The organism is Methanobrevibacter sp. (assembly GCF_017406825.1).
Taxonomy (GTDB): domain Archaea; phylum Methanobacteriota; class Methanobacteria; order Methanobacteriales; family Methanobacteriaceae; genus Methanocatella.
This window is the reverse complement of record NZ_JAFQXT010000044.1, coordinates 44,650-66,206: the sequence shown is the minus strand read 5'-3', so window position 1 is coordinate 66,206 and position 21,557 is coordinate 44,650. Positions and strand designations below refer to the sequence as shown.

Genomic DNA, 21,557 nt, shown 5'->3' with positions numbered 1-21,557 from the left:
GCAGATTTATTTATATTAGGCATAAAATATAATTTGTCCTCGCTTATTTAAGTAATTTACTATTTTTTAATCATTTATTTTGAAATTAAAGAAAAATTAGAACGAATTTTTATCGAAGTGAAATTTCAAGTGTAAAAAAAAATTTGAAAGAAGCCTATAAAATTTTACAGACTCCTTTTTTTAAAAAAATTAGAAGAAAAGAAATATTAGATTACTTTTCTTAGCAGTACGCTTGTATTGTTTGAATTTCCTATTGGAAGCAACATGACCTCTTTATGGAATCCTCTGAGAATTGTATCAGTTAGAGGAGCATAAAGTATTGCTCTCATACCGCTGTATGTTCTGACAAGAACAGGTGTTTTTTCATCAACGATTTCCCAAACGTTGGCGAAAACTCTTTCTTTAGGCTCGGCGAATGCGGCAACCATCAATATGTCAAAGTCAATGTCTTTGAGGGTTGTTTCATCCCCGACTATAATTTCGATGCCGTCATCGAGGCCTAACTGTTTGATAACTTTTCTGGATAATTGGGCAACATCTTCCTGGATTTCAATGCCTATGCATTTGCATCCGAATTTCTGTCTGAACAATATCAATGTCAAAGGTAGCGGGCCGCTTCCTACAAAAACAAATGTTTTGTCCTCATGCCAATGTGCCAGTTTGGATTCATTTGTAAGCAGACCCTGATATCTCTCATAAAAATGGAATTTGTCTAAAGTTGCATGCGGGTCATCTGATTCGATTATTTCCATTGCATTATTGGTTTCCAACCTGGCGCTGATATATAAGTAGAATTTTCTAATCAGTTTTAGGGCATTATTCATTTTTTCGTCATCCAGGATGTGCTTTGCTGAATCGAAATCTATTGTGTCATCATGTGCAATTACTTCTATTTCATCCAATAATGTTGTTATTTCATCTAAATCAACATCATTTAAAGATGTTATGTCATCTATGGTGTCGACACCGTAATTTTCCAGTTTTGTTGCGATTTCTTCAATTTTTGGCCAATATTTCCAGCAACTCATTTTAATCACTATGCATTTGTATTGATTTAATAGTAAATAAGTTTTAATAATTTTTCATGTATTTTTGATGAAATGAAAATCATCATCTTTGTTTGGAAAATTCTAATTGTAGGAAAATATATCAATATCATAAACACAATATGTTATCATGAAAGGGATTATAGGGGCTATTGCAGGAGACATTATCGGTTCGCCTTATGAGTGGAATTCAATAAAGACAAAAGAATTTGATTTGTTTTCAAGAAAATCGGTATTTACTGATGATACTGTAATGACTCTGGCCATTGCAAACTGGTTATGTGAAGATAAGGATTCAAAAGATGTCTTGATTAAAAATCTGAAGGATTTCGGAAACAGATACATTAATGCAGGTTATGGCGGAAGATTCTTGCACTGGTTGCAGCAGGACTCACCGGAGCCTTACGGCAGTTGGGCCAATGGGTCTGCAATGAGGGTTTCCCCATGCGCCTGGGTTGCAAACTCCCTTGAAGAAGCACAGGATCTTGCCAGGACATCAGCAATCGTAACCCACAATCATCCTGATGGGATTAAGGGTGCGCTTGCAACTTCAGATGCAATCTACCTTGCAAGAATAGGTGCTGGCAAGGATGAAATCAGGGAACATGTCGAAGTGAGATATGGCTATGACTTATCGTTCAGCATTGATGAAATCAGACCCTTTTACGATTTTGAAGTTTCTTGCAAAGGCAGTGTCCCAGAGTCAATCGTCTGCTTTTTGGAGGCTCAGGACTTTGAAGATACACTAAGGAATGCAGTTTCACTTGGAGGTGATGCTGATACTCAGGCAGCAATTGCCGGAAGCATCGCATCAGCATACTGGGATGTTTCTATGAGCATCGCAGATGAATGTCTTAACCGATTGGATTATTTCTTATTGGATGTTTTAATAGATTTTGAAAATAAGTTCATGGATGATGAAGTTTAAAAGTGATAACTACCATACATATTTTTATGGGGAGATTTAAAAAAGGAATATTCATATGCTTATTCCTATTTATATTTTTAACAAGTGGTTTCGTTAGTGCATCACAGGACAGTGCCGATTCTAATTTTGAGGATGGCGTTAATAATGCCGATGAGTTAAGCGTTTCAAATGAAATGAATTTATCTAATGATAATTTGTCATCTGCTGAGGATTCTTCCCTTTTAAACGAGTATGACCATTATGAGGAAATTGAGCCGCCTTATGAAATGGATTGCGATTACCCTTATGAAATGAAATACGGTGAAGATGAATATTTCACACTAACAAGCGATAAAAATGATACCAATGAATATACGCTCATTTTAACCTATTGGAATTCCAAGGGAGCTCATCAGTTAAGCTATGACATCCATCTTGTGAACGGAACAGGCAAGGTTTCATTGAGCAAGGTGCCGATATGTGAAGACATTGATGGAATGGTGGTTATAAAAGGCACAAATAAGATGGTGCTTTTGGATATAATCTTCACAGTAAACGGTCATGAGAAGCTGGTTGGCGCAAAAAACCTGGCAATATATTATGGGGATAAGGCCAAATTCAGCGTAAAGGTTTACACAAGTTACGGAAAACTGGCTGGAAAGGGAGTCACAATAAGATTTAGGATTGGAAAGGATTATTCTTCATCAAAAAGCTATTTTGTAAAAACCAACAGCAAAGGCATTGCCTCATTGGCCATTCATTCAACTCCACAGTCCTATAAAATCTGGGTTGAATATAAGAATGCATTCGTTTGCAAAAAGGTCGTAATCAAGCAGGTTTTAACACTAAAAACAATAAAGGTTAAAAAATCCGCCAAAAAACTGGTTTTAACAGCGGTTCTGAAAAGAAACAAGACTCCAATCAGGTCAGCAAAAATAATCTTCAAGTTCAATGGCAAGGCCTACAATGCAAAGACATCTAAAATGGGAATTGCCAAGGTCGTTATAAAAAAATCTGCCTTTAAAAACTTGAAGCTCGGTAAGAAGGTTTCTTACCAAGCAATTTACATTAAGGATGCGGTTACAAAATCAGCAAGAGTTCGCAGATAATAATCTACTTTTTCTTGTTTTTCATTTTCTTTAGCTGATTCATAAACCTGTCGTCATAGTTTTTGGCTATGTCTTCGTATTTATTCCATATCCCAATTGCGGTTTCAGGGATTACATTTCGTTTGTCTTCACTGAATTTGGTATATGTGTGCATCATCTCTTTTGAATCTGAAATTATGACTTTAACAAAAGGGATGTCTGCCTTTTGAATTGGGATGTCCGCCTCTTTGAATAAAGCAATTATGTCAATTTCTTCATTGTTGATGTAGCATGACGGGGAAGCCAGGATGTTTATCCTTAAATCGGATCTGTTCTTCAGTGCTTTCACCAATGCATCCCCTTCGCCTTCGAATAAGAATCCTATTCTCATGTTGATTGAATTTTTAGCCCTTTTGATGATTTCAATTTCCTGTGAAATGATCTTTTCAACGCCGTATATTCTCCAGATCGGTGCCTGAACTTGGCTCATTCCATTTTCATATACATATGTCAGTCTTGTTATCGTATCGTCGATTTGTGAATCTATTTTCTCTTTCTCACGACTCAGGACCTCAACGGGAGATTTGACATTATATGTCAGAGGCCTTCCGTCCTCCACTTCGATAAAATCTTTTTTTACTAGATTTTTCAGCACGTCATATATTTTGCTTCTTGGAATGCCTGATTTTTCAGCTATTTCCGTTGCATTTGATGATATCAATGAATTGATTGTTACGTAGGCTTCAGCTTCATACATGGTAAGCCCCATTCCCTTAAGTGTTTTCATATTTTCGTCCATAGTCATAATATGTTTTTAGAATATATAAAAGTTATTTTTCACCCTTAAAAAGTGACAAAATCTTTATATGTACTTCAAATAAATTTATTATTATAAATCTAAAAAGGAGATGTTTATTATGGCAGAAGAATCTTTAGATATGTTTTGTTATCAATGTTCCCAAACAGCTAAAGGTACCGGATGTACCGTCAGCGGAGTTTGCGGAAAAAAACCAACCGTAGCAAGATTACAGGATAATTTAATCTTTACTATGAAAGGAATAAGTGCATACAACTACAATGCAAATGTTTTAGGAAAGAAAGACCCTGAAATTGATGCATTCTTAACCAAAGGATTATACACTACATTAACCAATGTCAACTTCGACACCGAAGATCTGGTGGCTCTTGCTTTAGAGGCAGGTAAAGTCAGTGTTGACGTAATGAGACTGCTCAAGGACGCACACATTGAAGCATACGGAGAACCACAACCTGTTGAAGTGAAAGTCGGAGCACAGGAAGGACCTGCAATCATTGTAACAGGTCACGACTTGAAAGCATTGGAAGAATTATTAAAACAGGTTGAAGGAACAGACATTAAAGTATACACTCACTCTGAAATGTTGCCTGCTCACGGATACCCAGGATTAAACAAATACGAAAATCTGGCAGGTCAACTTGGTGGAGCATGGCATGATCAAAGAACAATATTCAAAAAATACAATGCAGCAATTGTCGGAACCAGTAACTGTGTACTCCCAGCATTGGACGCTTATAAAGAAAGAATGTTCACAATGGATGTAGCAAAACTTGAAGGAGTCAAAACCGTAGAGGATTATGACTTCTCCGAAGTGATTGAATGTGCAAAATCATTAGGAGGATTGGAAGCTGAAGAATTAACCACAATCACTACCGGTTGGAGTGCAGGGGCTATTGTAGAACATGCTGATAAAATCAAGGAATTGGTTTTAGACGGTAAAATAAGAAGGTTCTTCGTTGTCGGAGGATGTGACAAAGCGGCAAAACACAACGACTACTACAGGGAGTTCGTACAAAACTTACCTTCAGACACAGTTATCTTAACATTGGCATGCGGCAAATACAAATTCAATGATTTGGACTTAGGCGACATTGAAGGAATTCCAAGACTGCTCGATGTAGGTCAATGCAACGACACAATTGTAGCGGTTGATGTGGCAGTGGCATTATGCGAATTATTTGACATGGAGTTAAATGAATTGCCATTGACAATTGTTCTCAGTTGGATGGAACAAAAAGCGGCAGCAGTGCTCTGGGCTTTACTATATCTTGGAAAAACCGACATGTGGCTTGGACCTGTACTTCCTGCATGGTGCAATGAAGACATTATTAATGTTTTAGTTGAAAACTATAATTTGACTCCTACTACTGGAGATGCAATTGCAGATATAAAAACAATTATGGGGGAATAACTCATGAGTGAGGATATTATGGCAAAAGCTCTTGATATCCAAAAATTAGTCGAGTATCAGGATGATACTGTTGTCAGCCGTGAAGTTATCAAAAAGGAGCTTGGAACAGTGACATTCTTTGCCTTTGATCAAGGCCAAGGTTTGTCTGAGCACTCCGCTCCATTCGATGCGATGGTTCAAGTAATTGATGGTGAAGCCGAAATCACAATTTCCGGTGTTAAAAATACTGTCAAAAAAGGTGAAATAATTATAATGCCAGCCAATGAACCTCATGCGCTTCAGGCCGTAAACAGTCCTTACAAAATGATTTTAACCATGATTAAATCTGATTAATTTGATTGTTAATTTATTTGCATTTTTGATTATTGGGAGTGATTCTCCCAATAATTACCTATTTTTTCCACCAGACCATTATCCAATCGGCCTTATCCTTAACGTTATAATATTTGCTATTCTCATATGTAAGTATTCTTTCCAGATAGCTTCTCAACAATCTCTTTTCCTCATCAGAGTATAAATCAAGTCGGAATTTGCCGTTGTCCATAGCTTCATCAATGCTGTCATATTCACGATAATTATTCAGGTCAAATCTCTCAACATTCGCATAGATTCCCATATTAAAAAGTATGTTGAAGAAGTAATTGTAGTCCGGGAAATCTTCTGTTCTGATTCCAAGTTCCTTATCGAAGTCCTTTTCAATCTTTTTGTTTTCAGGGCCGAAAATGGTTATGAAGACATATTTGTTTGCAATTTTATTCAATTCGGTTAACACTTCCTCAATTGGGACGATTCCATTAAGTGACCTGGAGCAGACCACAACATCCACATCTCCGATTTCATCGTAACTGATTTCTTCAATTGGCTTTAATATGGTTTCAATATTGTCAATACCCTGGTCATCGGCTCTTTTTTCCAGATATTCCAGCATTTTTGGTGATGAGTCGAGCCCTATTACTTTTTTAACTCTCTTGGCTATTGGTATTGTAACTGAACCTTCACCGCAGCCGACATCCAGAAGGGTGTCATTTTCATCCAAAATCAGTTTATCAAATAATGCATCCTGATAGTCGTCTTTACGTGTTCTTTTATAAAATCCTGGAGCGGCCTTATCCCAGTCTTTATCATTTTTGTTCGCCAGTTTTTCAGCCCAAAAGCCGGTCCAATCAACTTCATTCGGATTTTCAATACATTGTTTCATATTATTGTCCTTCCTTCCAGTACATTCATATAATCTTCATAGTTTTCCTTCAATAATTCAGGAATATTAAGTTCATATGGGCATTTGTCAACGCATTCATAACATTCCACGCAATCTAGAGTTTTTTTCATTGTTTCCTGTGTTTTTTCATCCATATTCGGTTCTGTTGGGAAACGTCTGATCCATAATGACATTCTAGCGCATAGGCTGATGTTGATTTCTTCAGGACATGGCATGCAGTATCCGCAGCCTCTGCAGAAGTTTTCCCCAAGCTCTTTTTTATCTTTTTTAATATCCGCTCTTAAATCATCATCTAAAACGGTGTTTTCGTCATATGATAGGAATTCGTCAAGTTCAGAAATCTTTTGAATTCCCCAGATAGGCAGGACATTGTCGAACTGGTTTAAAAATGCAAAGCTGGCTTTGGAATTTGTTATCAGTCCTCCGCCCATGGCTTTCATTGCAATGAAACCCACATCATATTCATTACATTTTTTCACAAGCTCTATTTCCTCATCCCCGCTCAAATATGAAAATGGGTACTGTAAAGTTTCATAAAGTCCGCTTTCAATGGCCTCATGGGCAAAGGTGATCTTATGGGTTGTGATTCCGATATGCCTAATCATTCCCTTTTCCTTTGCTTCAAGCATTGCCTGGAATAATTCGTCATCCTCTTTGGGAGTAAATGAAATGTTGTGAAACTGGTATAGGTCCAAATAGTCCGTCTTTAAACTTTTAAGTGATGTTTCCAAATCGCTCCAAAACACTTCGGGAGTTTCTGCAGCGGTTTTGCTTGCCAGGTAAATGTTTTCGCGAGGAATGTCTTCAAATGCATTGCCCATTTTCTCTTCACTGTCGGTGTAAAAATGGGCGGTGTCATAAAAGTCTATGCCGTTTTCATATGCCTTTTTAAGTATTTCAACCGCTTCTTCCATATTGCATCTTTGGATTGGAAGTGCTCCAAATCCATTTTTATTCACTTCAAGATTAGTTTTTCCAAGCCGCATTCTATCTCAATTCCCTATAATTCTTAATGTTTATATATCTTCAATAAGATAAATAATATTACTTATTTTTATAATTGAATTGATTATTGTGATGATTAAATGAACGATTTAGAAAAGATTATCTATAAGCATGCTTTGCTCAACGCAGCCAAACATAAAGGATCTGCAAATCCGGGGGCTGTAATGGGTTCCATCATGTCAAACGAACCTGAACTCAGAAGCAAGGCAAAAGAAATTGGTCCGATGTCAGGTAAAATTGTAGCAAAGGTAAATGCCCTGTCTCCTGAAGAGCAGGCTTCAGAAATGGAAAAGTTAGGTGTTGAAGTTCAAGACAAAAAACCTAAAGCTAAAGAAACAGGCCTTCAGGAACTGCCGGGAACTCACGAAAACATAGTGTTGAGATTTGCTCCAAACCCGAGCGGACCGTTGCACATCGGACATTCCCGTGCGGCAGTGCCGAATGCTGAGTATGTTAAAAGGCATAACGGCAAACTGATTTTGAGAATCGAGGACACTGACCCAAAAAGGGTGTTTGAACCTGCATATGAGATGATTCCGGAGGATTTGGAATGGCTGGGAGTCAAGGCGGATGAGATAGTTTATCAGTCTGACAGATTCGAAATCTATTATGATATTGCTCGTCAGTTGATTGAAAGGGGTGCTGCTTACATGTGCACATGTGACGGTGCAGCTTTTAAAGAGCTGAAGGATAATTGCAATCCATGTCCATGCAGGGACAACTCCGTTGAAGAGAATCTGGAATTATGGGATAAATTCGACACTATGGAAGTTGGTGAAGCGGTACTCAGAGTCAAAACTGATATTAATCACAAAAATCCGGCCATTCGTGACTGGGTTGCAATGAGATTGGCCGATGAGGAGCATCCAAGATTGGGTACAAAATACAGGATTTATCCTATGATGAACTTTTCAGTATCAGTGGATGACCACTTGATGGGCTTGACTCATGTATTAAGGGGAAAGGACCATTTGGCGAACACTGAAAAACAGAAATATCTATATGACCATATGGGATGGGACGTGCCTGAATACATCCATTATGGAAGATTAAAGATGGAAGACATTGCCCTGAGCACATCAAAAGCTAAAGAGGGTATCGAAAACGGCACCTATAGCGGATGGGATGACCCAAGATTAGGAACCTTAAGGGCAATTGCAAGAAGAGGGATCCAAGCCAAAACAATCTATGATTTAATCATTGAAATTGGTGTCAAAATGGCGGATTCTGCAATCAGCTGGAAGAAAATCTATGGATTAAACCGTAATCTTTTAGAACCGATAGCAAACAGATACTTCTTCTGTGAAAACCCTGTTAAAATTGAAGTTGAGGGTTATGAAGGCGGAAAAGCAGATATTGAAAGACCGCTTCACGCCGACCATATGGACAGAGGCAACAGGCATCTTGCATTTGATGGAAGTGCCTATCTTGCCGAGGCAGATATAAATGACGGTATTTTCAGACTGATGGATGCGGTCAATGTCAATATCGATGGTGAAAAAATCACTTATCATTCCACTTCATTTGAGGATGCAAGGGCAGCTAAAGCCAAAATAATCCAATGGGTTCCTGTAGAGGACAACATCAATGTTAAAATAGTGATGGATGATGCTTCAATTAAAACAGGTCTTGGCGAAAGCGCACTTAAAGATTTGAAAGTCGGTGACATTGTCCAATTCGAAAGAGTCGGTTTTGCACGTCTTGATGAAATATCCCAAGGGGAGTTAATTTTCTACTTTGCCCATAAATAGGTGATAAAATGACCATGTTTACAAATGGATTTTCAACACTTCAAATGCCTGAAGACTTTGAAGCTATTGAAGCTAAAGATGAATTTACAGAATTATATCTGGTAAATACTAAAATTCCAATGTCCATAAAGTTCTCAACAACCCCTACACTTGTAGGGCTTCCGGATATTAAGGCAGACATTGAACGGAACGTAACGGCAAATGAAAAAATAAATGTGATCAATTCCGACTTTATGGTGATAAATGATAATATCTATTATTTTATCATTTCCTCTTTTTCAGATGGGGAAAATCAAATCAGAAGAAACGAATTTTTATATGTTGAAGACAACAATCTCTACATTTTCGAATTTACTTATCCTTATGCTGATAGAGATTTGGACGACTTTTATTTAAACATCATCCGTTCTTTAAAAATTAGTGTGCCAAAATATATTGTTGAGAATGGTGAATATAGGATTAATCATGAAGAAAAATAGTGTAAAAAAAGATATAATTAATATATCTTTTTAACATCACTTGCTTTAATTTTAATATCTTTACGTCTGTACCTGACAGAGATGTCATCACCGTTTATTGCATAGACTTGACTTGAATAGGTTTCGCCGTCATGATTGAAGATAATTTCATCTCCTTTTTTAAGAACAACTTCTTCGTTATTGATGTCAATTTTAATATTGTCCCTTGCAGGCTTATCCTTGATTTCAGATAATTTAGGTCGTGCCAGTTCAGGTTCAGGTGAGTTTTTAGCCAGATTGAATACGCGTCTTGTATTGGCTTGCCTTAATTGTTGATCATGATATTCTTCATAGCTTGCTTCATAATCGGCATGGGTTTCATTGATTATAGGTTCGTATTCATCATATTCATTGACGTTTCTAATGAATTCTTCCTGAATTTTATCTTCGGAGTCTTCTTCACTTTCAGCAACGAATTTTCCTTTAACATCCTTGAATAATCTGGAACTTGCAATTCTGTTTTTAACTCTGTCGATATCTTTCCTGTAATCCAAATCCATATTGTCAGGCTCTTTTTCCTCGCCGAATATATTGGCGTCATCAATTGACGCTCCCATTTTGTAGTCTTTTTCTTCATCAACCTTACTTGGTGTTTTAAGGGCAGGTTCGGAAATCTCTTCGGTTTTTTCAGGGGTTAGTATTACTTCAGAAATCTCTTCTTTTTCTTCAATTTCCACTTCTTCGACAGGTTTTTGTGAAACAACTGATGGGGTTTCATCTTCTTGTGATTCGGATGTGTCTTTGATTAAGTCGCTTATGGTTTCGGTTTTATCTTCAGCAATAACCTCTTCAATAAGCGGTTCTTGAGTTTTGTTTTTGATGCTTTCTTTCAGTTCATTTAATTCAGTATCATCTTCTTCTTTTTTAATGGTTTGAGATTCTTTTTCCCTTTTGCTGTCTTTCCTTTTAGATTCTTTAATCAATTCATCGATTGTAAATAAATCCTTTAGTTCGCTTGTATCTTTGTTACTTTGAGTCATAATATCCATCTGGTTTTGTTTAATTGGTTCTTGAAATTTTTCAACTGTGTTATCATAATTAACAAGTACTTGATTTTGGGATTGGTATTCATATTTTGCAATATCACTATTTGCAACTTCAGGAACAATGAAATCATCATTCCGATTTGTTGTTTGAGTACTAGTTCTAAATAAGTTAAGGTTGTGTTCTTTTTTAGGAATATTTGGAGATAAACTACGAGGCACATTCCTTTGAGGAGCATTATTTTTCATGTTAATTTTTTCCTTGCCGATTGCTAATACTTTATCGATATTTTCTGTGCTTGGCAGGATTGATCCTTCCTCATGCGCTAATTCGTTGCCTCTGTAGTGTAGTCTGACACCTATTATGGCTATTGCAGCAATAATTGCAATAGTTATCCAAATTAAAATTGTTATTAAATTCATATTTCCAACCCTTATTTAGTATGTTTATATTTATGTGATATTCATTAATTTAAATATTTTCATGATTGGAATATCTTAATTCACAAGTATTAATTTTCATGATTGAATTATTATTCATTCTCAATATTCAGTTCTCCCCATCATTTTTTTTGTTTAGAAATGAACCGTGAATTTCAATGTATTTTCAATTAATCATTCATTTTATATATTCTAAAAATAATATATAAATTAGATTAATATTTATGAGGATTAATCATGGTTGTTAAAATTAATGAAAACTATCTAAAATTAAAAAGCAGTTACCTTTTTGTAGAGGTGGCTAGAAGGGAACAGGAATTTATAAAGAATAATCCTGATGCTAATATTATTAAAATGGGTATTGGTGATGTAACTAAGCCATTAGTCCCTGCAGTTATAGACGCATTTAGAAAAGCGGTCGATGAAATGGCTGACGGCGAAACATTCATGGGTTATGGCCCTGAACAAGGTTATGAATTTTTAGCCAAAGCCATCATTAAAAATGACTATGAAAAATATGGCATTTCATTAGATACTTCAGAAGTATTCATCAGTGACGGGGCAAAATGCGACACTGGAAATATCCAGGAAATCTTTGGAATTGATAATAAGATTGCAGTAACAGACCCTGTATACACTGTTTATGTAGACACTAATGTAATGGCAGGCAGAACCGGCGAAATGGGTGGCGATGGAATGTATGAGGGATTAACCTACCTCAAATGCAATGCCGAAAACGACTTCATTCCGGAACTGCCATCCGAACCTGTGGATTTGATTTATTTATGTTATCCTAATAATCCTACAGGCACCACATTAACTAAAGATCAGCTTAAAGTATTCATTGATTATGCAAAAGAAAACAAAGCAATAATCTTATTTGATTCTGCTTATGAGGCATTCATCACTGAAGACAATGTTCCTCACAGTATTTATGAAGTTGAAGGTGCTAAAGAAGTGGCAATTGAATTTAGAAGCTATTCAAAAACCGCCGGTTTTACCGGAACCCGTTGCGCATACACAGTCGTTCCTAAAGAATTGGTGGGTTATGATGGCGAAGGCAATGAGGTTGAAATCAATCCGTTATGGAACAGAAGACAAACAACCAAATTCAACGGGGCATCCTATCCGGTTCAAAGAGCCGCTGAGGCAACTTATTCTGAAGAAGGCCAAAAACAAATCAGGGAAGTAATCGATTATTATATGGAAAATGCCAAAGTAATCCGTGAAAGCTTAACCGATATCGGCCTTGAAGTATATGGAGGTGTCAGCTCACCATATATTTGGGTAAAAACTCCAAATAATATGGATTCATGGGATTTCTTCGACATATTATTAAATGAAGCAAATGTTGTAGGTACTCCAGGTTCCGGATTCGGACCTAGTGGTGAAGGTTATCTAAGGCTCACAGCATTCAATACTCTGGAAAATACCATTGAAGCCATGGATAGAATTTCAAAATTAGAATTTTAGGTGTTATAATTGAAAACTATAGAAAAACCAGTCACAATCGAAGAGGGAGATTCATTTAAAATATTATTATCTAAATATGGTGCTTTAGCTTTGGACAAGCAAGAAAATTTATCCGAATTAATTGGTGAAAAACTTGGAGATTTGGATATTGAAAAAGGGCAACTGACCTTTGACGACATTATCTTCCCGGTTCAGATTTTAGGATTTTTCATGCAGGAATCCAGACAATGGTCTTGGGCATGGGACAATGAGGAAATATTCGGAGACAAATTAATCAAATCTGCATTGCAAATGAAAACAATTGGAGAAGAGTTTGAAATTGCGGAATTCACTTCTCCTCTCTTGAATGCCACTTATGATGATTGCCATACTCTGGCGATGACATCAAGCTCCATTTTAGGTATGGATGCATATTATGCTGTATCAGAAGAAGGATTGGATATTTTCGTATGCATTAAATCAGATTTGATTGAGGAAACTGATTCCGCTAAAAAATTCAGGGACACTTTTTACACTTTCCAGAAGAATTTCAATATTTATCCAAAAATCGCGTTCGAATCATATACCAAACTTAAAGGATACGGTTTCAAGCCGCATGATGATTTTGCACTTGCAAAAATTGGCGAAGCCCGTGTAATGGCAGGATATACAGAAAGAGGAAACATCACTCGTCTCTTAATATTTGGTGATGATGAAAGGTGAGGATATGGATTCTGATTTAGCCGAAGAAATTGAATTCATGATAGATTTGCTTACTAAATCAGGATTTTTTGGTGTAGATGAAATTATAGAAATATTGGAGGACCAATTCATTGAAGAGGAAATTGATTTTTCCAGCTTCGATATTTCCTTAAATAATTCATCTAACGAAAACTTCTCCAAACTGGAAAAGGCATTCCTGGCACTCTCCAATGAGGATATTGTAGCCATCCATAATTGCGGCTATGACATCGAGGAAGGCGTTAATGATGCATTCGAGTTGCAAGTGCATCTTTTAAATAACAAATTCGAAGCCAGTGGTTTCTGCTTTTACACTTTTGAAGATGTGGAGGAAGGAATCTTTGACAGTAAATTAAAAATCACTTTCGGCGATTTTGAAAATGATGAGAATAAGGCTCTGGAAATAGGAAAGACTGTTTCCAAATATCTTAAAGATGAAGGTTTCTCAATCATTTGGGATGAAACAATTAACAACCAAATCGAGATTAATCCATTCCAATGGGATAAGTCCTATGATGATGAAAAGGAATATGAAGTTGAAGGAGCATATGAGGCTTTTATAGCTAACAGGTGTTAAAATGAATACAAGATCTTTAAAGTTAATTCGAGATGTTATTATTAATTCAGGTAAATGGACTCTAATCGAAATTGCCCAGGATTCAATTTATTTAGAATTTAAAGATATTGAGCTTGGAAAACCCAAATCAGATGAAGGGATGTCTTTAACAGTTCGTTTTGCCAAGGATTCATTTTTCACAGTTTTCTACAATAACATCTGGGACATCGATTTTTTATCAAAATATGATTATAAAAACCAGCTGCTTAGTGAAGAGGTATTTTTTGAAGTTGAAGATATGCAATTCATCGATTTTGAATACTTAAATACATTTTTCCATGATTTCAAAAGCGAAAAGTCAATTTCCAATGTTGACGATTTCAGCATCCACAATATCCGCAATGATTTTTTCATGCTGGTTAAAACAAAAGAGATAGCTTTTGCAGTCGGCGCAAATCAGATGGATTTCTTCACACCTTTCGAAAAACTTGATGATTCTTCTTTAAGGGAACTTTCAAACGAGTGGATGATGTATCTCTTGGAATACCATCAAAAACGTAACATTATCAAAGATCCGATGTGTGAAAATCATCCGTTGTTGTTTTCTAAAAAATAAGTTAGGAGCAATGTTCATTGATGTGTAATGCATTTAATTTTTAGACATTTCTGCAAAAACTTTTTAATAGATTAATCATAAAATATTATTGGTATGAAAATTATTCAATTTTCAGAATTGATTTTTAAGGAGTTATTATATGACTTGTAGTATTTTAGTTGGCGGAGCATGGGGTGATGAAGGTAAAGGAAAATGTATCACTTACCTATGTGATGCTGATAAACCAGACATTATTGCTCGTGCAGGCGTTGGGCCGAATGCAGGACACTCCGTTGAATTCAATGGAGAAAAGTATGGTTTAAGATTAACCCCTTCAGGTTTTGTACACACAGACGCTAAACTGATGATCGGAGCGGGGGTTTTAGTAAATCCTGAAGTATTATTTAATGAATTTGAAAACTTAAAAAAGTATAATGTTAAAGAAAGAATGTGCGTCGACCCTAGATGCGCAATCATTAATGAAGACCATATGAACAGGGACAAATCCTCAGAATATTTATCTAAAAAAATCGGCAGTACAGGTTCAGGTTGCGGACCTGCAAATTCTGACCGTGTATTGAGGACTATAGACCTTGCCAAAGATGTTCCTGAACTTGAGGAATACATCACCGATGTGTCATTGGCATGCAATGAAGCTATAGACAATGGTGAAGATGTATTTATTGAAGGCTCACAGGGTTTTGCCCTATCCCTTTACTATGGGACATATCCTTTCGTAACAAGTAAAGACACTACAGCATCAACATTTGCGGCGGATGTTGGAGTCGGACCAACTAAAGTAGATGAAGTCATTGATGTATTCAAAGCATATATTTCCCGTGTTGGAGAAGGACCGTTCCCAACTGAAATGACCCAGGAAGAAGCGGAAAGCAAAGGTTTGGAAGAATATGGTGTTGTAACTGGAAGACGTAGAAGAATAGGTTACTTTGACATGGAACTTGCTAAGGAATCCTGTAGAATTAACGGAGCAACCCAGATCGCATTAACATGCGTTGACAGGCTGTTTGACTGTGCACGTGTTCAAAACTATGATGAACTGTCTGCTGAAACCAAGGCTTTCATTGAAGATATCCAGACAGAAACCGGAGTGCCGGTAACAATTATTTCCACAGGGCCTGATTTAAAAGACACTATTGATTTGAGAAAAGAATTGTTGTAGTCTTTTTTCAATTCTAATACTTCTTTTTTTTTGAAAATGTTTATATAACATTAATTATAAAACAATACCTATCACAATATAACAATTGTGATATTAATTAATAGGAGGGAAATATATGTGTGAAATTTTTTGTTTTAATTCAAATACGCCAAAACAAATAAATAAGTGTCTGGAATGTTTTTATAATCACTCTGAAGAACATCCGCACGGATGGGGATTAGCCACTATGCAATCCAATGAATTTGTTATAAATAAGGAACCAATAAAAGCAACATGTAGCCAACACTTAAAAGATATATTATCTCATCCTATTATAGGAAAAAACGTGTTTGCCCATATCAGGCTGGCCACCGTAGGGGAAATCATATCTCCAAATTGCCACCCTTTCATTGAAGCCGATGACAATAACAGATCATGGATGCTGATACATAACGGGACAATATTCGATTATCCGAAGCTCAATGAATACAAAGATAAGGAAAACGGCGACACTGATTCAGAGAGGATACTCTTATACATCATAGATAAAGTTAACGAGTTTGAAAAAAACAAAGGAGGATTATCCACAATAAAGGAGAGATTTAATCTATTGAACCAACTCATCGTTGACTTATCTAAAAATAACAAGGTCAATCTAATGATTTATGATGGTGATTTAACTTATATCCATTCAAATATGAGGGATTCGCTATATTATCTGAAAAATGATGAAGGTTTTCTTGTCGCTTCAACTCCATTGACCGATGATGAAGAATGGAAACCGGTGGAGTTGAATAAGCTATTCGCTTTGATTGATGGAAATATAATTTTTGAAAGCGAAAAACATCAAAACGAGTTCATATTGACTGAAGAACATGAAAAAGCTATTGAAGACTTTTTAAAATCAATTAATCAGGTTGATAATAATGATTGATGAGGAAACTGTGAGAAATAAATTATATGATGAATTCATAAAGCCAACAGAGCAGAAAAAGAACTTCATAGGTATAGAAATCGAAATTCCCATTATCAATCTCGATAAAACGGCGGTCGATTTTGATGTTGTTCATAAGGTGACCGATAGGTTTCAAAAGCAATTTCCTGATTTTAAGGAAGATGGCATTGATTATGACGGAAATGTTTTTTCTCTTAAAAACAACAATAATGATGACATTTTCTGTTATGACTGCTCCTATAATAACATAGAATTTGCAATGGGAAGAGAAAAGGACCTATTTTCCATACATGATCGTTTTTGTGATTATTATGCATTTACAAAAGAATGTTTTGAGCAGTTTAATCACACATTAACTGGAATGGGCATCAATCCATACAGGAAGTATAATAAAAATCACCCGATTCCATCTGAAAGATATCTGATGCTTTATCATCATTTAAAATCTTTCAAAAACTATAGGGATATTCCGATGTATTTTCATGGGTATCCTGAATATGGGATGTTTTCATCCGCATCACAGGTTCAGTTGGATGTTTATAGGGAGGAGCTGGTCAAAACCATAAACATATTTTCAAAAATCGAACCTATCAAAGCATTGTTGTTTTCAAATTCGGTTCTGGTTGATGAAAATAAGCATGTGACCTGCTTTAGAGACGCTTTATGGGAATATTCGACTCACGGCATTAATCCCCACAATATCGGAATGTATGATGTGGACTTTAAAAACCTTGAAGACCTGCAGGCATATTTGGAATCCTTAAATATTTACTGTGTAATGCGTGATGGAGCATATATAAATTTCCCGTCAATGAATCTTTTGGAATACTTTAAAAAGGATTTTGTTTGTGGGGAGATATACTGTAATGGTGAATACAGGGAAATTGAAATAAAACCCTGCATTAAAGATATTAAATATTTAAGACCATTCAAATTCATCAATTTAACATTCAGAGGTACAGTGGAATTTAGAAGCGTATGCACTCAGCCGATAAGGGACTCCATGTCTGTTGCAGCATTTCATTTAGGCCTTAAAGAAAAATTAGATGAAATTGAAGAATTAATTAATGATGATAATATTATTTATCACAACGGATATACGGCAGGAGAACTTAGAAAATTGTTGATACAGGATGAAATTCCAGTTTTCATTGATAAAAATGAGTTATGTAAATTAACCAAGGATGTCGTTGATTTGGCAAATGATGGACTGAATGAAAGGGGAATTGGCGAGGAAGTTTTCTTAAATCCGTTATATGACAGAATTAAACAGCACAGCAATCCGGGAAAAGACATAATTACGTCAATGCATAATGGGATGAAATTGGAAAATATAATTAAAGATTATGGTGAATTAGAATAAAAGCATTGGCTTTGGAGGGGAGAAATGAATCTATTAAACTTATCAAAATTATCTGCAGATGAAATATTGGCCGGTTCATTTGGAATAGAATGGGAGAGCTTAAGAGCAAAAGGCGATGGAAAATTATCATTAACTCCACATCCCGAAGTATTCGGAGATAAACTGGCAAATCCTGTTGTAACCACTGATTTTTCAGAAAGTCAAATTGAAATCATAACTCCGACTTTCGACTCAATAGACAAGGCATTTGATAATTTTTCACTATTGTCCGATATTGTAAATGCATCACTTCCTGAAGACGAATATCTGTGGTTCCAGTCCATTCCATGTATTTTACCATATTGGGATCAGATTCCGATTGCCAGATATTCTGAAGAGGGGCATGCTTCTCAAAGGTATCGCGAAGACCTGGCAAAAAAATACGGTGTCAAAAAACAAATGATTTCAGGGGTTCATTTTAATTTTTCATTTTCAGACGATTTCCTGAACAGGTTATATGATATTGAAAACTCCGATTTGACTTTCAAGGAGTTTAAAAATAATGTTTATCTAAAGATTGCCAGAAATTACATAAGATATTGCTGGTTAATCATTTATCTGACAGGATGTTCCATAGGTTCACATAAGACCTTCTCTAATGATTGCATTCACCTGATGGATGAAAAGGACGATTATGGAAGTTTCTACTCAACAAGAGGACCTTCATTTAGAAATGCTTCATGCGGATATAAGAACTTAAAGGATTTGTATCCATCTTATAATTCTGTAAATGAATTTGTCAGTGATGTAAACAGATTCATTGAGGATGGTGACTTGTCAGAAGCTAAAGAGCTGTACACCCAGATTAGACTGAAGCCGAAAAATCCTCAGGACATGTTGAACTCCCTTGAAAAAGAAGGTGTTGAATATATCGAGATAAGGACTTTAGATATCAATCCATTTTACCAATGCGGACTTGTAAGGCAGGATATGAAATTCCTGCATCTGTTCTTGATATACATGTTCATTAAAGAGGAGTCCGATTATAATGATTGGCAGAAAGAGGCCAAATTCAATGAGGAGGCAACAGCTGAAACGGCTTACGTCGAATCAATGAGACTGCTTAGGGATGGCCAAGAGGTAACACTTCAAAGCTGGGCTGCAGAAATTATAAATGAAATGTATGGCATGTGTGAAGTATTGGGAATTGAAGAAGAGCATACATTAAGCCTAATGCTCAACCGTATTTCAAATTCCGATTTGACATACGGGAAACGACTTTTAAAATTGATTAAGGAAAAGGGATACATCAATGCTCATGTTGAATTGTCAAAAAACAATAAGCAGACAAGCATCAGCAGTCTAAAAAATGTTGATCCTGATGAATGTGATGAATTGAAGAAATATTTAAACATTGCTTTGGCAGGAAAATAGGTGATATTACGGACTTCTTAAGACAAACAGAAGTTATACAATGGAAGGATGGAAAATACAAAACAATTTATGAAAACAGTGTTGATGATGAATATACATATCTATTCATTGATTATCTGCCTCCCCGCAAGTTTTCAACATATCCAAAGAATCTGGAAGATTTTGCAATCGGATACTGTTTGGGTGAAGGTTTGATTAAGGATTATCAAGACATTAAATCAATAGAATTGGATGGAACTAATGTTTTGATATCCACATATCTCAATCATGACCCTGAAGAGGATTTGGAACAGGAAGGTATTGTTCAGGAAAGGAAGGGAAACTGTGAGCATGCCTGTGTCTGCAGACTTTTGGAATATCAGGGAGTGAATTCCGATAATGCCGGAGGAATCCGGTCAGAGTTGAAGACAATCGAGCCCAACACATCAGACTTAAGTATTGATGCAACTCAAATCATTAAGGATATTCAGCATTTGACTGACGAGGCAAAAATCTGGCAGAAAACAGCAGGAGTTCACGTTGCTCAATTAAAATATGAAGATGATATTATCATCCGTGAAGATGTAAGTCGCCATGTTGCTGTCGATAAGGTAATTGGGGCTGCTGCAAAAGAGGGGTATGATTTTTCAAGATGCTATATTTCTTATAGTGGAAGAATGCCTGCGGACATGTTAATTAAGGTGATAAGAGTTGGAATTCCAATAATCATCTCTAATGCGGCACCTGCATCATCAGGTATTGATGTGGCCCGTGCAGGAAATATTACGATGGTTGGTTTTGTAAGGGGCAACAGATTTACAGTTTATACCGCTCCAGAACGGATCAATCTCGAAAAATAGTGATGTGTCTGTTCATTAAAAATAAAAAAGAGAAGGTTTCGAAATTTAGTCATTTGCTAAATTATCGAAGTATCCTTGGATAAATATAACTGGTGTTCCTTTGTCTCCGGAACCGCTGGTCAAATCACATAATGAACCGATTAAATCGGTCAATACTCTTGGTGTGGTTCCTTCGGTGATCATTTGTCCAGTTAAGTTTTCATCTTTTTGTTTGATTTCTTCTTTGATAGCTTCTTTTAATTCATCGCCTTTCAAATCAGCGAATTTATTATCGGAAACGTATTTCAATTTAATTTCATTTGGATATCCTATTAGTCCGCTTGTATGTGCTGGTGAGACTACAGGATCTGCCAGTTCCCAAATTTTTCCAACAGGGTCCTTAAATGCCCCGTCACCGTAAACCATCACTTCAATCTGTTTGCCTGTAAGCTCAATCAATCTTTTTTGAACTTCGTTTACTAATTTGTCGCCGGTTATTGGGAACAGTTTTAATCTTTCTTCGGTAGCTTTGTTTGAACCGAGCAATCCAAAATCAGGATTATGACCTGAATCTCCAATAGGTTCATTTAAAATTTGATGCAGGCCGTATACGTTGGCACCTAATCCTTTAAGTGTTTTTGTTGTTTTTTCTCTGGTGTGGATATCACATGTCAAAACATCATTGTTGTAGTCAAGAATTGTTTTGATGTCATTGGAAAAGACAAATTCAACTTCACAGTCTTCGCTTTCAATCAATTCCCTGTAGAAGTCAATCATGTTAATTCCGGTAAATGGGTGAATCCATGATCCGAAAGTTTCTTTGTATTGCTCTTCAGAGATGACGCTTGCCAAATTAAATTCGCTTTCATCTAGAATTTGTTCATCAAGAATACCGTTTCCAACTTCATCTGCCGGAAAAGAGGTCAATAGAGTAATCTTATCCATTCCTCTTGCGATACCCTTTAAGATTATGGAGAATCTGTTTCTGCTTAAAATAGGATTTACTACTCCAATGTTTTTGGATGGGAATTTGTTTTGCAAATCCTGTGCAACATCGTCAACAGTCACATAGTTTCCTTCTGAAATACCCACAACCGCTTCGGTTATTGCAACGATGTCCTTGTCTCTGAATTCAAATCCTTCGCTTTCTTTTGCTGCCATCAGTGAATCTACAACTATTGTGGCCAAATCGTCGTTTTCTTTAATAATAGGTGTTCTTATTCCACGTACTACAGTACCAACACATCTCATTTTTTTTGCTCCTAAGAAGTATGAATTTTTTGCTGGAATGAAACTTCCAACAACCTATTAATTTTATA

The 21,557-nt window shown here is 36.2% G+C and carries 21 protein-coding genes; 15 read left to right on the top strand and 6 right to left on the bottom strand.

The window, feature by feature from the left end; translation table 11 throughout:
• Window positions 1–206 precede the first annotated feature (206 nt).
• Window positions 207–1,028: a nicotianamine synthase family protein gene (locus tag IJF99_RS08175; RefSeq protein WP_292794067.1), complete on the bottom strand. Its 822-nt coding sequence runs from the start codon at window positions 1,026–1,028 to the stop codon at window positions 207–209.
• Between the two features lie 148 nt (window positions 1,029–1,176).
• On the opposite strand from IJF99_RS08175, the gene IJF99_RS08170 reads away from it, so the two are divergent.
• Both IJF99_RS08170 and IJF99_RS08165 read left to right on the top strand, forming a co-directional pair.
• Entirely contained in the window at window positions 1,177–1,974 is a 798-nt protein-coding gene (locus IJF99_RS08170; RefSeq protein ID WP_292794064.1) for an ADP-ribosylglycohydrolase family protein, read from the top strand.
• Between the two features lie 26 nt (window positions 1,975–2,000).
• Window positions 2,001–3,062 carry a hypothetical protein gene (locus IJF99_RS08165; protein ID WP_292794061.1) on the top strand — a complete coding sequence of 354 codons (1,062 nt, stop codon included), beginning with the start codon at window positions 2,001–2,003 and terminating at the stop codon, window positions 3,060–3,062.
• 4 nt (window positions 3,063–3,066) lie between these two features.
• On the opposite strand, the gene IJF99_RS08160 is transcribed toward IJF99_RS08165, so the two are convergent.
• Window positions 3,067–3,840 (bottom strand): TrmB family transcriptional regulator, encoded by a 774-nt coding sequence (locus IJF99_RS08160; RefSeq protein WP_292794059.1) that lies wholly within the window; start codon window positions 3,838–3,840, stop codon window positions 3,067–3,069.
• A gap of 118 nt (window positions 3,841–3,958) precedes the next feature.
• On the opposite strand from IJF99_RS08160, the gene hcp reads away from it, so the two are divergent.
• Together hcp and IJF99_RS08150 are read left to right on the top strand one after the other, a co-directional pair.
• Complete coding sequence (gene hcp / locus IJF99_RS08155; protein ID WP_292794057.1) at window positions 3,959–5,269, top strand: hydroxylamine reductase; 1,311 nt, start codon at window positions 3,959–3,961, stop codon at window positions 5,267–5,269.
• Between the two features lie 3 nt (window positions 5,270–5,272).
• Window positions 5,273–5,602, top strand: a complete 330-nt coding sequence (locus IJF99_RS08150; protein ID WP_292794054.1) for a cupin domain-containing protein — start codon at window positions 5,273–5,275, stop codon at window positions 5,600–5,602.
• Window positions 5,603–5,660: 58 nt separating this feature from the next.
• On the opposite strand, the gene IJF99_RS08145 is transcribed toward IJF99_RS08150, so the two are convergent.
• Window positions 5,661–6,467 carry a class I SAM-dependent methyltransferase gene (locus tag IJF99_RS08145; protein WP_292794051.1) on the bottom strand — a complete coding sequence of 269 codons (807 nt, stop codon included), beginning with the start codon at window positions 6,465–6,467 and terminating at the stop codon, window positions 5,661–5,663.
• Window positions 6,464–7,474, bottom strand: coding sequence for an aldo/keto reductase (locus IJF99_RS08140; protein ID WP_292794048.1), 1,011 nt, complete (start codon window positions 7,472–7,474; stop codon window positions 6,464–6,466). Before IJF99_RS08140 ends, IJF99_RS08145 begins: the two co-directional genes overlap by 4 nt.
• A gap of 99 nt (window positions 7,475–7,573) precedes the next feature.
• Here IJF99_RS08140 and IJF99_RS08135 point away from each other — a divergent pair, with 99 nt between their 5' ends.
• Both IJF99_RS08135 and IJF99_RS08130 read left to right on the top strand, forming a co-directional pair.
• On the top strand, window positions 7,574–9,244 hold the full coding sequence (locus tag IJF99_RS08135) for a glutamate--tRNA ligase (RefSeq protein ID WP_292794045.1): 1,671 nt from the start codon (window positions 7,574–7,576) through the stop codon (window positions 9,242–9,244).
• 8 nt (window positions 9,245–9,252) lie between these two features.
• Window positions 9,253–9,723: a hypothetical protein gene (locus IJF99_RS08130; protein WP_292794042.1), complete on the top strand. Its 471-nt coding sequence runs from the start codon at window positions 9,253–9,255 to the stop codon at window positions 9,721–9,723.
• Between the two features lie 17 nt (window positions 9,724–9,740).
• On the opposite strand, the gene IJF99_RS08125 is transcribed toward IJF99_RS08130, so the two are convergent.
• Window positions 9,741–11,168, bottom strand: coding sequence for a hypothetical protein (locus IJF99_RS08125; RefSeq protein ID WP_292794040.1), 1,428 nt, complete (start codon window positions 11,166–11,168; stop codon window positions 9,741–9,743).
• Window positions 11,169–11,423: 255 nt separating this feature from the next.
• Here IJF99_RS08125 and IJF99_RS08120 point away from each other — a divergent pair, with 255 nt between their 5' ends.
• From IJF99_RS08120 to fdhD, 9 genes are all read left to right on the top strand, one after another.
• Entirely contained in the window at window positions 11,424–12,659 is a 1,236-nt protein-coding gene (locus IJF99_RS08120) for an LL-diaminopimelate aminotransferase (RefSeq protein WP_292794038.1), read from the top strand.
• A gap of 9 nt (window positions 12,660–12,668) precedes the next feature.
• The gene (locus tag IJF99_RS08115) at window positions 12,669–13,361 is read left to right on the top strand and encodes a DUF6882 domain-containing protein (RefSeq protein WP_292794036.1); all 693 of its coding nucleotides are present in this window, start codon (window positions 12,669–12,671) and stop codon (window positions 13,359–13,361) included.
• Between the two features lie 4 nt (window positions 13,362–13,365).
• Entirely contained in the window at window positions 13,366–13,956 is a 591-nt protein-coding gene (locus IJF99_RS08110; protein ID WP_292794034.1) for a hypothetical protein, read from the top strand.
• A 1-nt stretch (window position 13,957) separates the two neighbouring features.
• The gene (locus IJF99_RS08105; RefSeq protein ID WP_292794032.1) at window positions 13,958–14,551 is read left to right on the top strand and encodes a hypothetical protein; all 594 of its coding nucleotides are present in this window, start codon (window positions 13,958–13,960) and stop codon (window positions 14,549–14,551) included.
• A gap of 139 nt (window positions 14,552–14,690) precedes the next feature.
• Window positions 14,691–15,710 carry an adenylosuccinate synthetase gene (locus IJF99_RS08100; protein WP_292794029.1) on the top strand — a complete coding sequence of 340 codons (1,020 nt, stop codon included), beginning with the start codon at window positions 14,691–14,693 and terminating at the stop codon, window positions 15,708–15,710.
• A 115-nt stretch (window positions 15,711–15,825) separates the two neighbouring features.
• Window positions 15,826–16,623 (top strand): class II glutamine amidotransferase, encoded by a 798-nt coding sequence (locus tag IJF99_RS08095; protein ID WP_292794026.1) that lies wholly within the window; start codon window positions 15,826–15,828, stop codon window positions 16,621–16,623.
• Window positions 16,616–18,007 (top strand): hypothetical protein, encoded by a 1,392-nt coding sequence (locus tag IJF99_RS08090; protein WP_292794024.1) that lies wholly within the window; start codon window positions 16,616–16,618, stop codon window positions 18,005–18,007. Before IJF99_RS08095 ends, IJF99_RS08090 begins: the two co-directional genes overlap by 8 nt.
• 24 nt (window positions 18,008–18,031) lie before the next feature.
• Window positions 18,032–19,420, top strand: a complete 1,389-nt coding sequence (locus IJF99_RS08085; protein ID WP_292794022.1) for a glutamate--cysteine ligase — start codon at window positions 18,032–18,034, stop codon at window positions 19,418–19,420.
• A gap of 179 nt (window positions 19,421–19,599) precedes the next feature.
• Window positions 19,600–20,259, top strand: coding sequence for a formate dehydrogenase accessory sulfurtransferase FdhD (gene fdhD, locus IJF99_RS08080; RefSeq protein ID WP_292794020.1), 660 nt, complete (start codon window positions 19,600–19,602; stop codon window positions 20,257–20,259).
• A 45-nt stretch (window positions 20,260–20,304) separates the two neighbouring features.
• Here the strand turns inward: fdhD and IJF99_RS08075 are convergent, their stop codons facing one another.
• Window positions 20,305–21,489, bottom strand: a complete 1,185-nt coding sequence (locus IJF99_RS08075; protein ID WP_292794018.1) for a coenzyme F420-0:L-glutamate ligase — start codon at window positions 21,487–21,489, stop codon at window positions 20,305–20,307.
• Between the last annotated feature and the right edge of the window lie 68 nt (window positions 21,490–21,557).

Coding starts and splice junctions, on each gene's coding strand:
- IJF99_RS08175 (WP_292794067.1), bottom strand. CDS start 1,028: ATGAGTTGCTGGAAATATTGGCCAAAAATTGAAGAAATCGCAACAAAA.
- IJF99_RS08170 (WP_292794064.1), top strand. CDS start 1,177: ATGAAAGGGATTATAGGGGCTATTGCAGGAGACATTATCGGTTCGCCT.
- IJF99_RS08165 (WP_292794061.1), top strand. CDS start 2,001: ATGGGGAGATTTAAAAAAGGAATATTCATATGCTTATTCCTATTTATA.
- IJF99_RS08160 (WP_292794059.1), bottom strand. CDS start 3,840: ATGGACGAAAATATGAAAACACTTAAGGGAATGGGGCTTACCATGTAT.
- hcp (WP_292794057.1), top strand. CDS start 3,959: ATGGCAGAAGAATCTTTAGATATGTTTTGTTATCAATGTTCCCAAACA.
- IJF99_RS08150 (WP_292794054.1), top strand. CDS start 5,273: ATGAGTGAGGATATTATGGCAAAAGCTCTTGATATCCAAAAATTAGTC.
- IJF99_RS08145 (WP_292794051.1), bottom strand. CDS start 6,467: ATGAAACAATGTATTGAAAATCCGAATGAAGTTGATTGGACCGGCTTT.
- IJF99_RS08140 (WP_292794048.1), bottom strand. CDS start 7,474: ATGCGGCTTGGAAAAACTAATCTTGAAGTGAATAAAAATGGATTTGGA.
- IJF99_RS08135 (WP_292794045.1), top strand. CDS start 7,574: ATGAACGATTTAGAAAAGATTATCTATAAGCATGCTTTGCTCAACGCA.
- IJF99_RS08130 (WP_292794042.1), top strand. CDS start 9,253: ATGACCATGTTTACAAATGGATTTTCAACACTTCAAATGCCTGAAGAC.
- IJF99_RS08125 (WP_292794040.1), bottom strand. CDS start 11,168: ATGAATTTAATAACAATTTTAATTTGGATAACTATTGCAATTATTGCT.
- IJF99_RS08120 (WP_292794038.1), top strand. CDS start 11,424: ATGGTTGTTAAAATTAATGAAAACTATCTAAAATTAAAAAGCAGTTAC.
- IJF99_RS08110 (WP_292794034.1), top strand. CDS start 13,366: ATGGATTCTGATTTAGCCGAAGAAATTGAATTCATGATAGATTTGCTT.
- IJF99_RS08105 (WP_292794032.1), top strand. CDS start 13,958: ATGAATACAAGATCTTTAAAGTTAATTCGAGATGTTATTATTAATTCA.
- IJF99_RS08100 (WP_292794029.1), top strand. CDS start 14,691: ATGACTTGTAGTATTTTAGTTGGCGGAGCATGGGGTGATGAAGGTAAA.
- IJF99_RS08095 (WP_292794026.1), top strand. CDS start 15,826: ATGTGTGAAATTTTTTGTTTTAATTCAAATACGCCAAAACAAATAAAT.
- IJF99_RS08090 (WP_292794024.1), top strand. CDS start 16,616: ATGATTGATGAGGAAACTGTGAGAAATAAATTATATGATGAATTCATA.
- IJF99_RS08085 (WP_292794022.1), top strand. CDS start 18,032: ATGAATCTATTAAACTTATCAAAATTATCTGCAGATGAAATATTGGCC.
- IJF99_RS08075 (WP_292794018.1), bottom strand. CDS start 21,489: ATGAGATGTGTTGGTACTGTAGTACGTGGAATAAGAACACCTATTATT.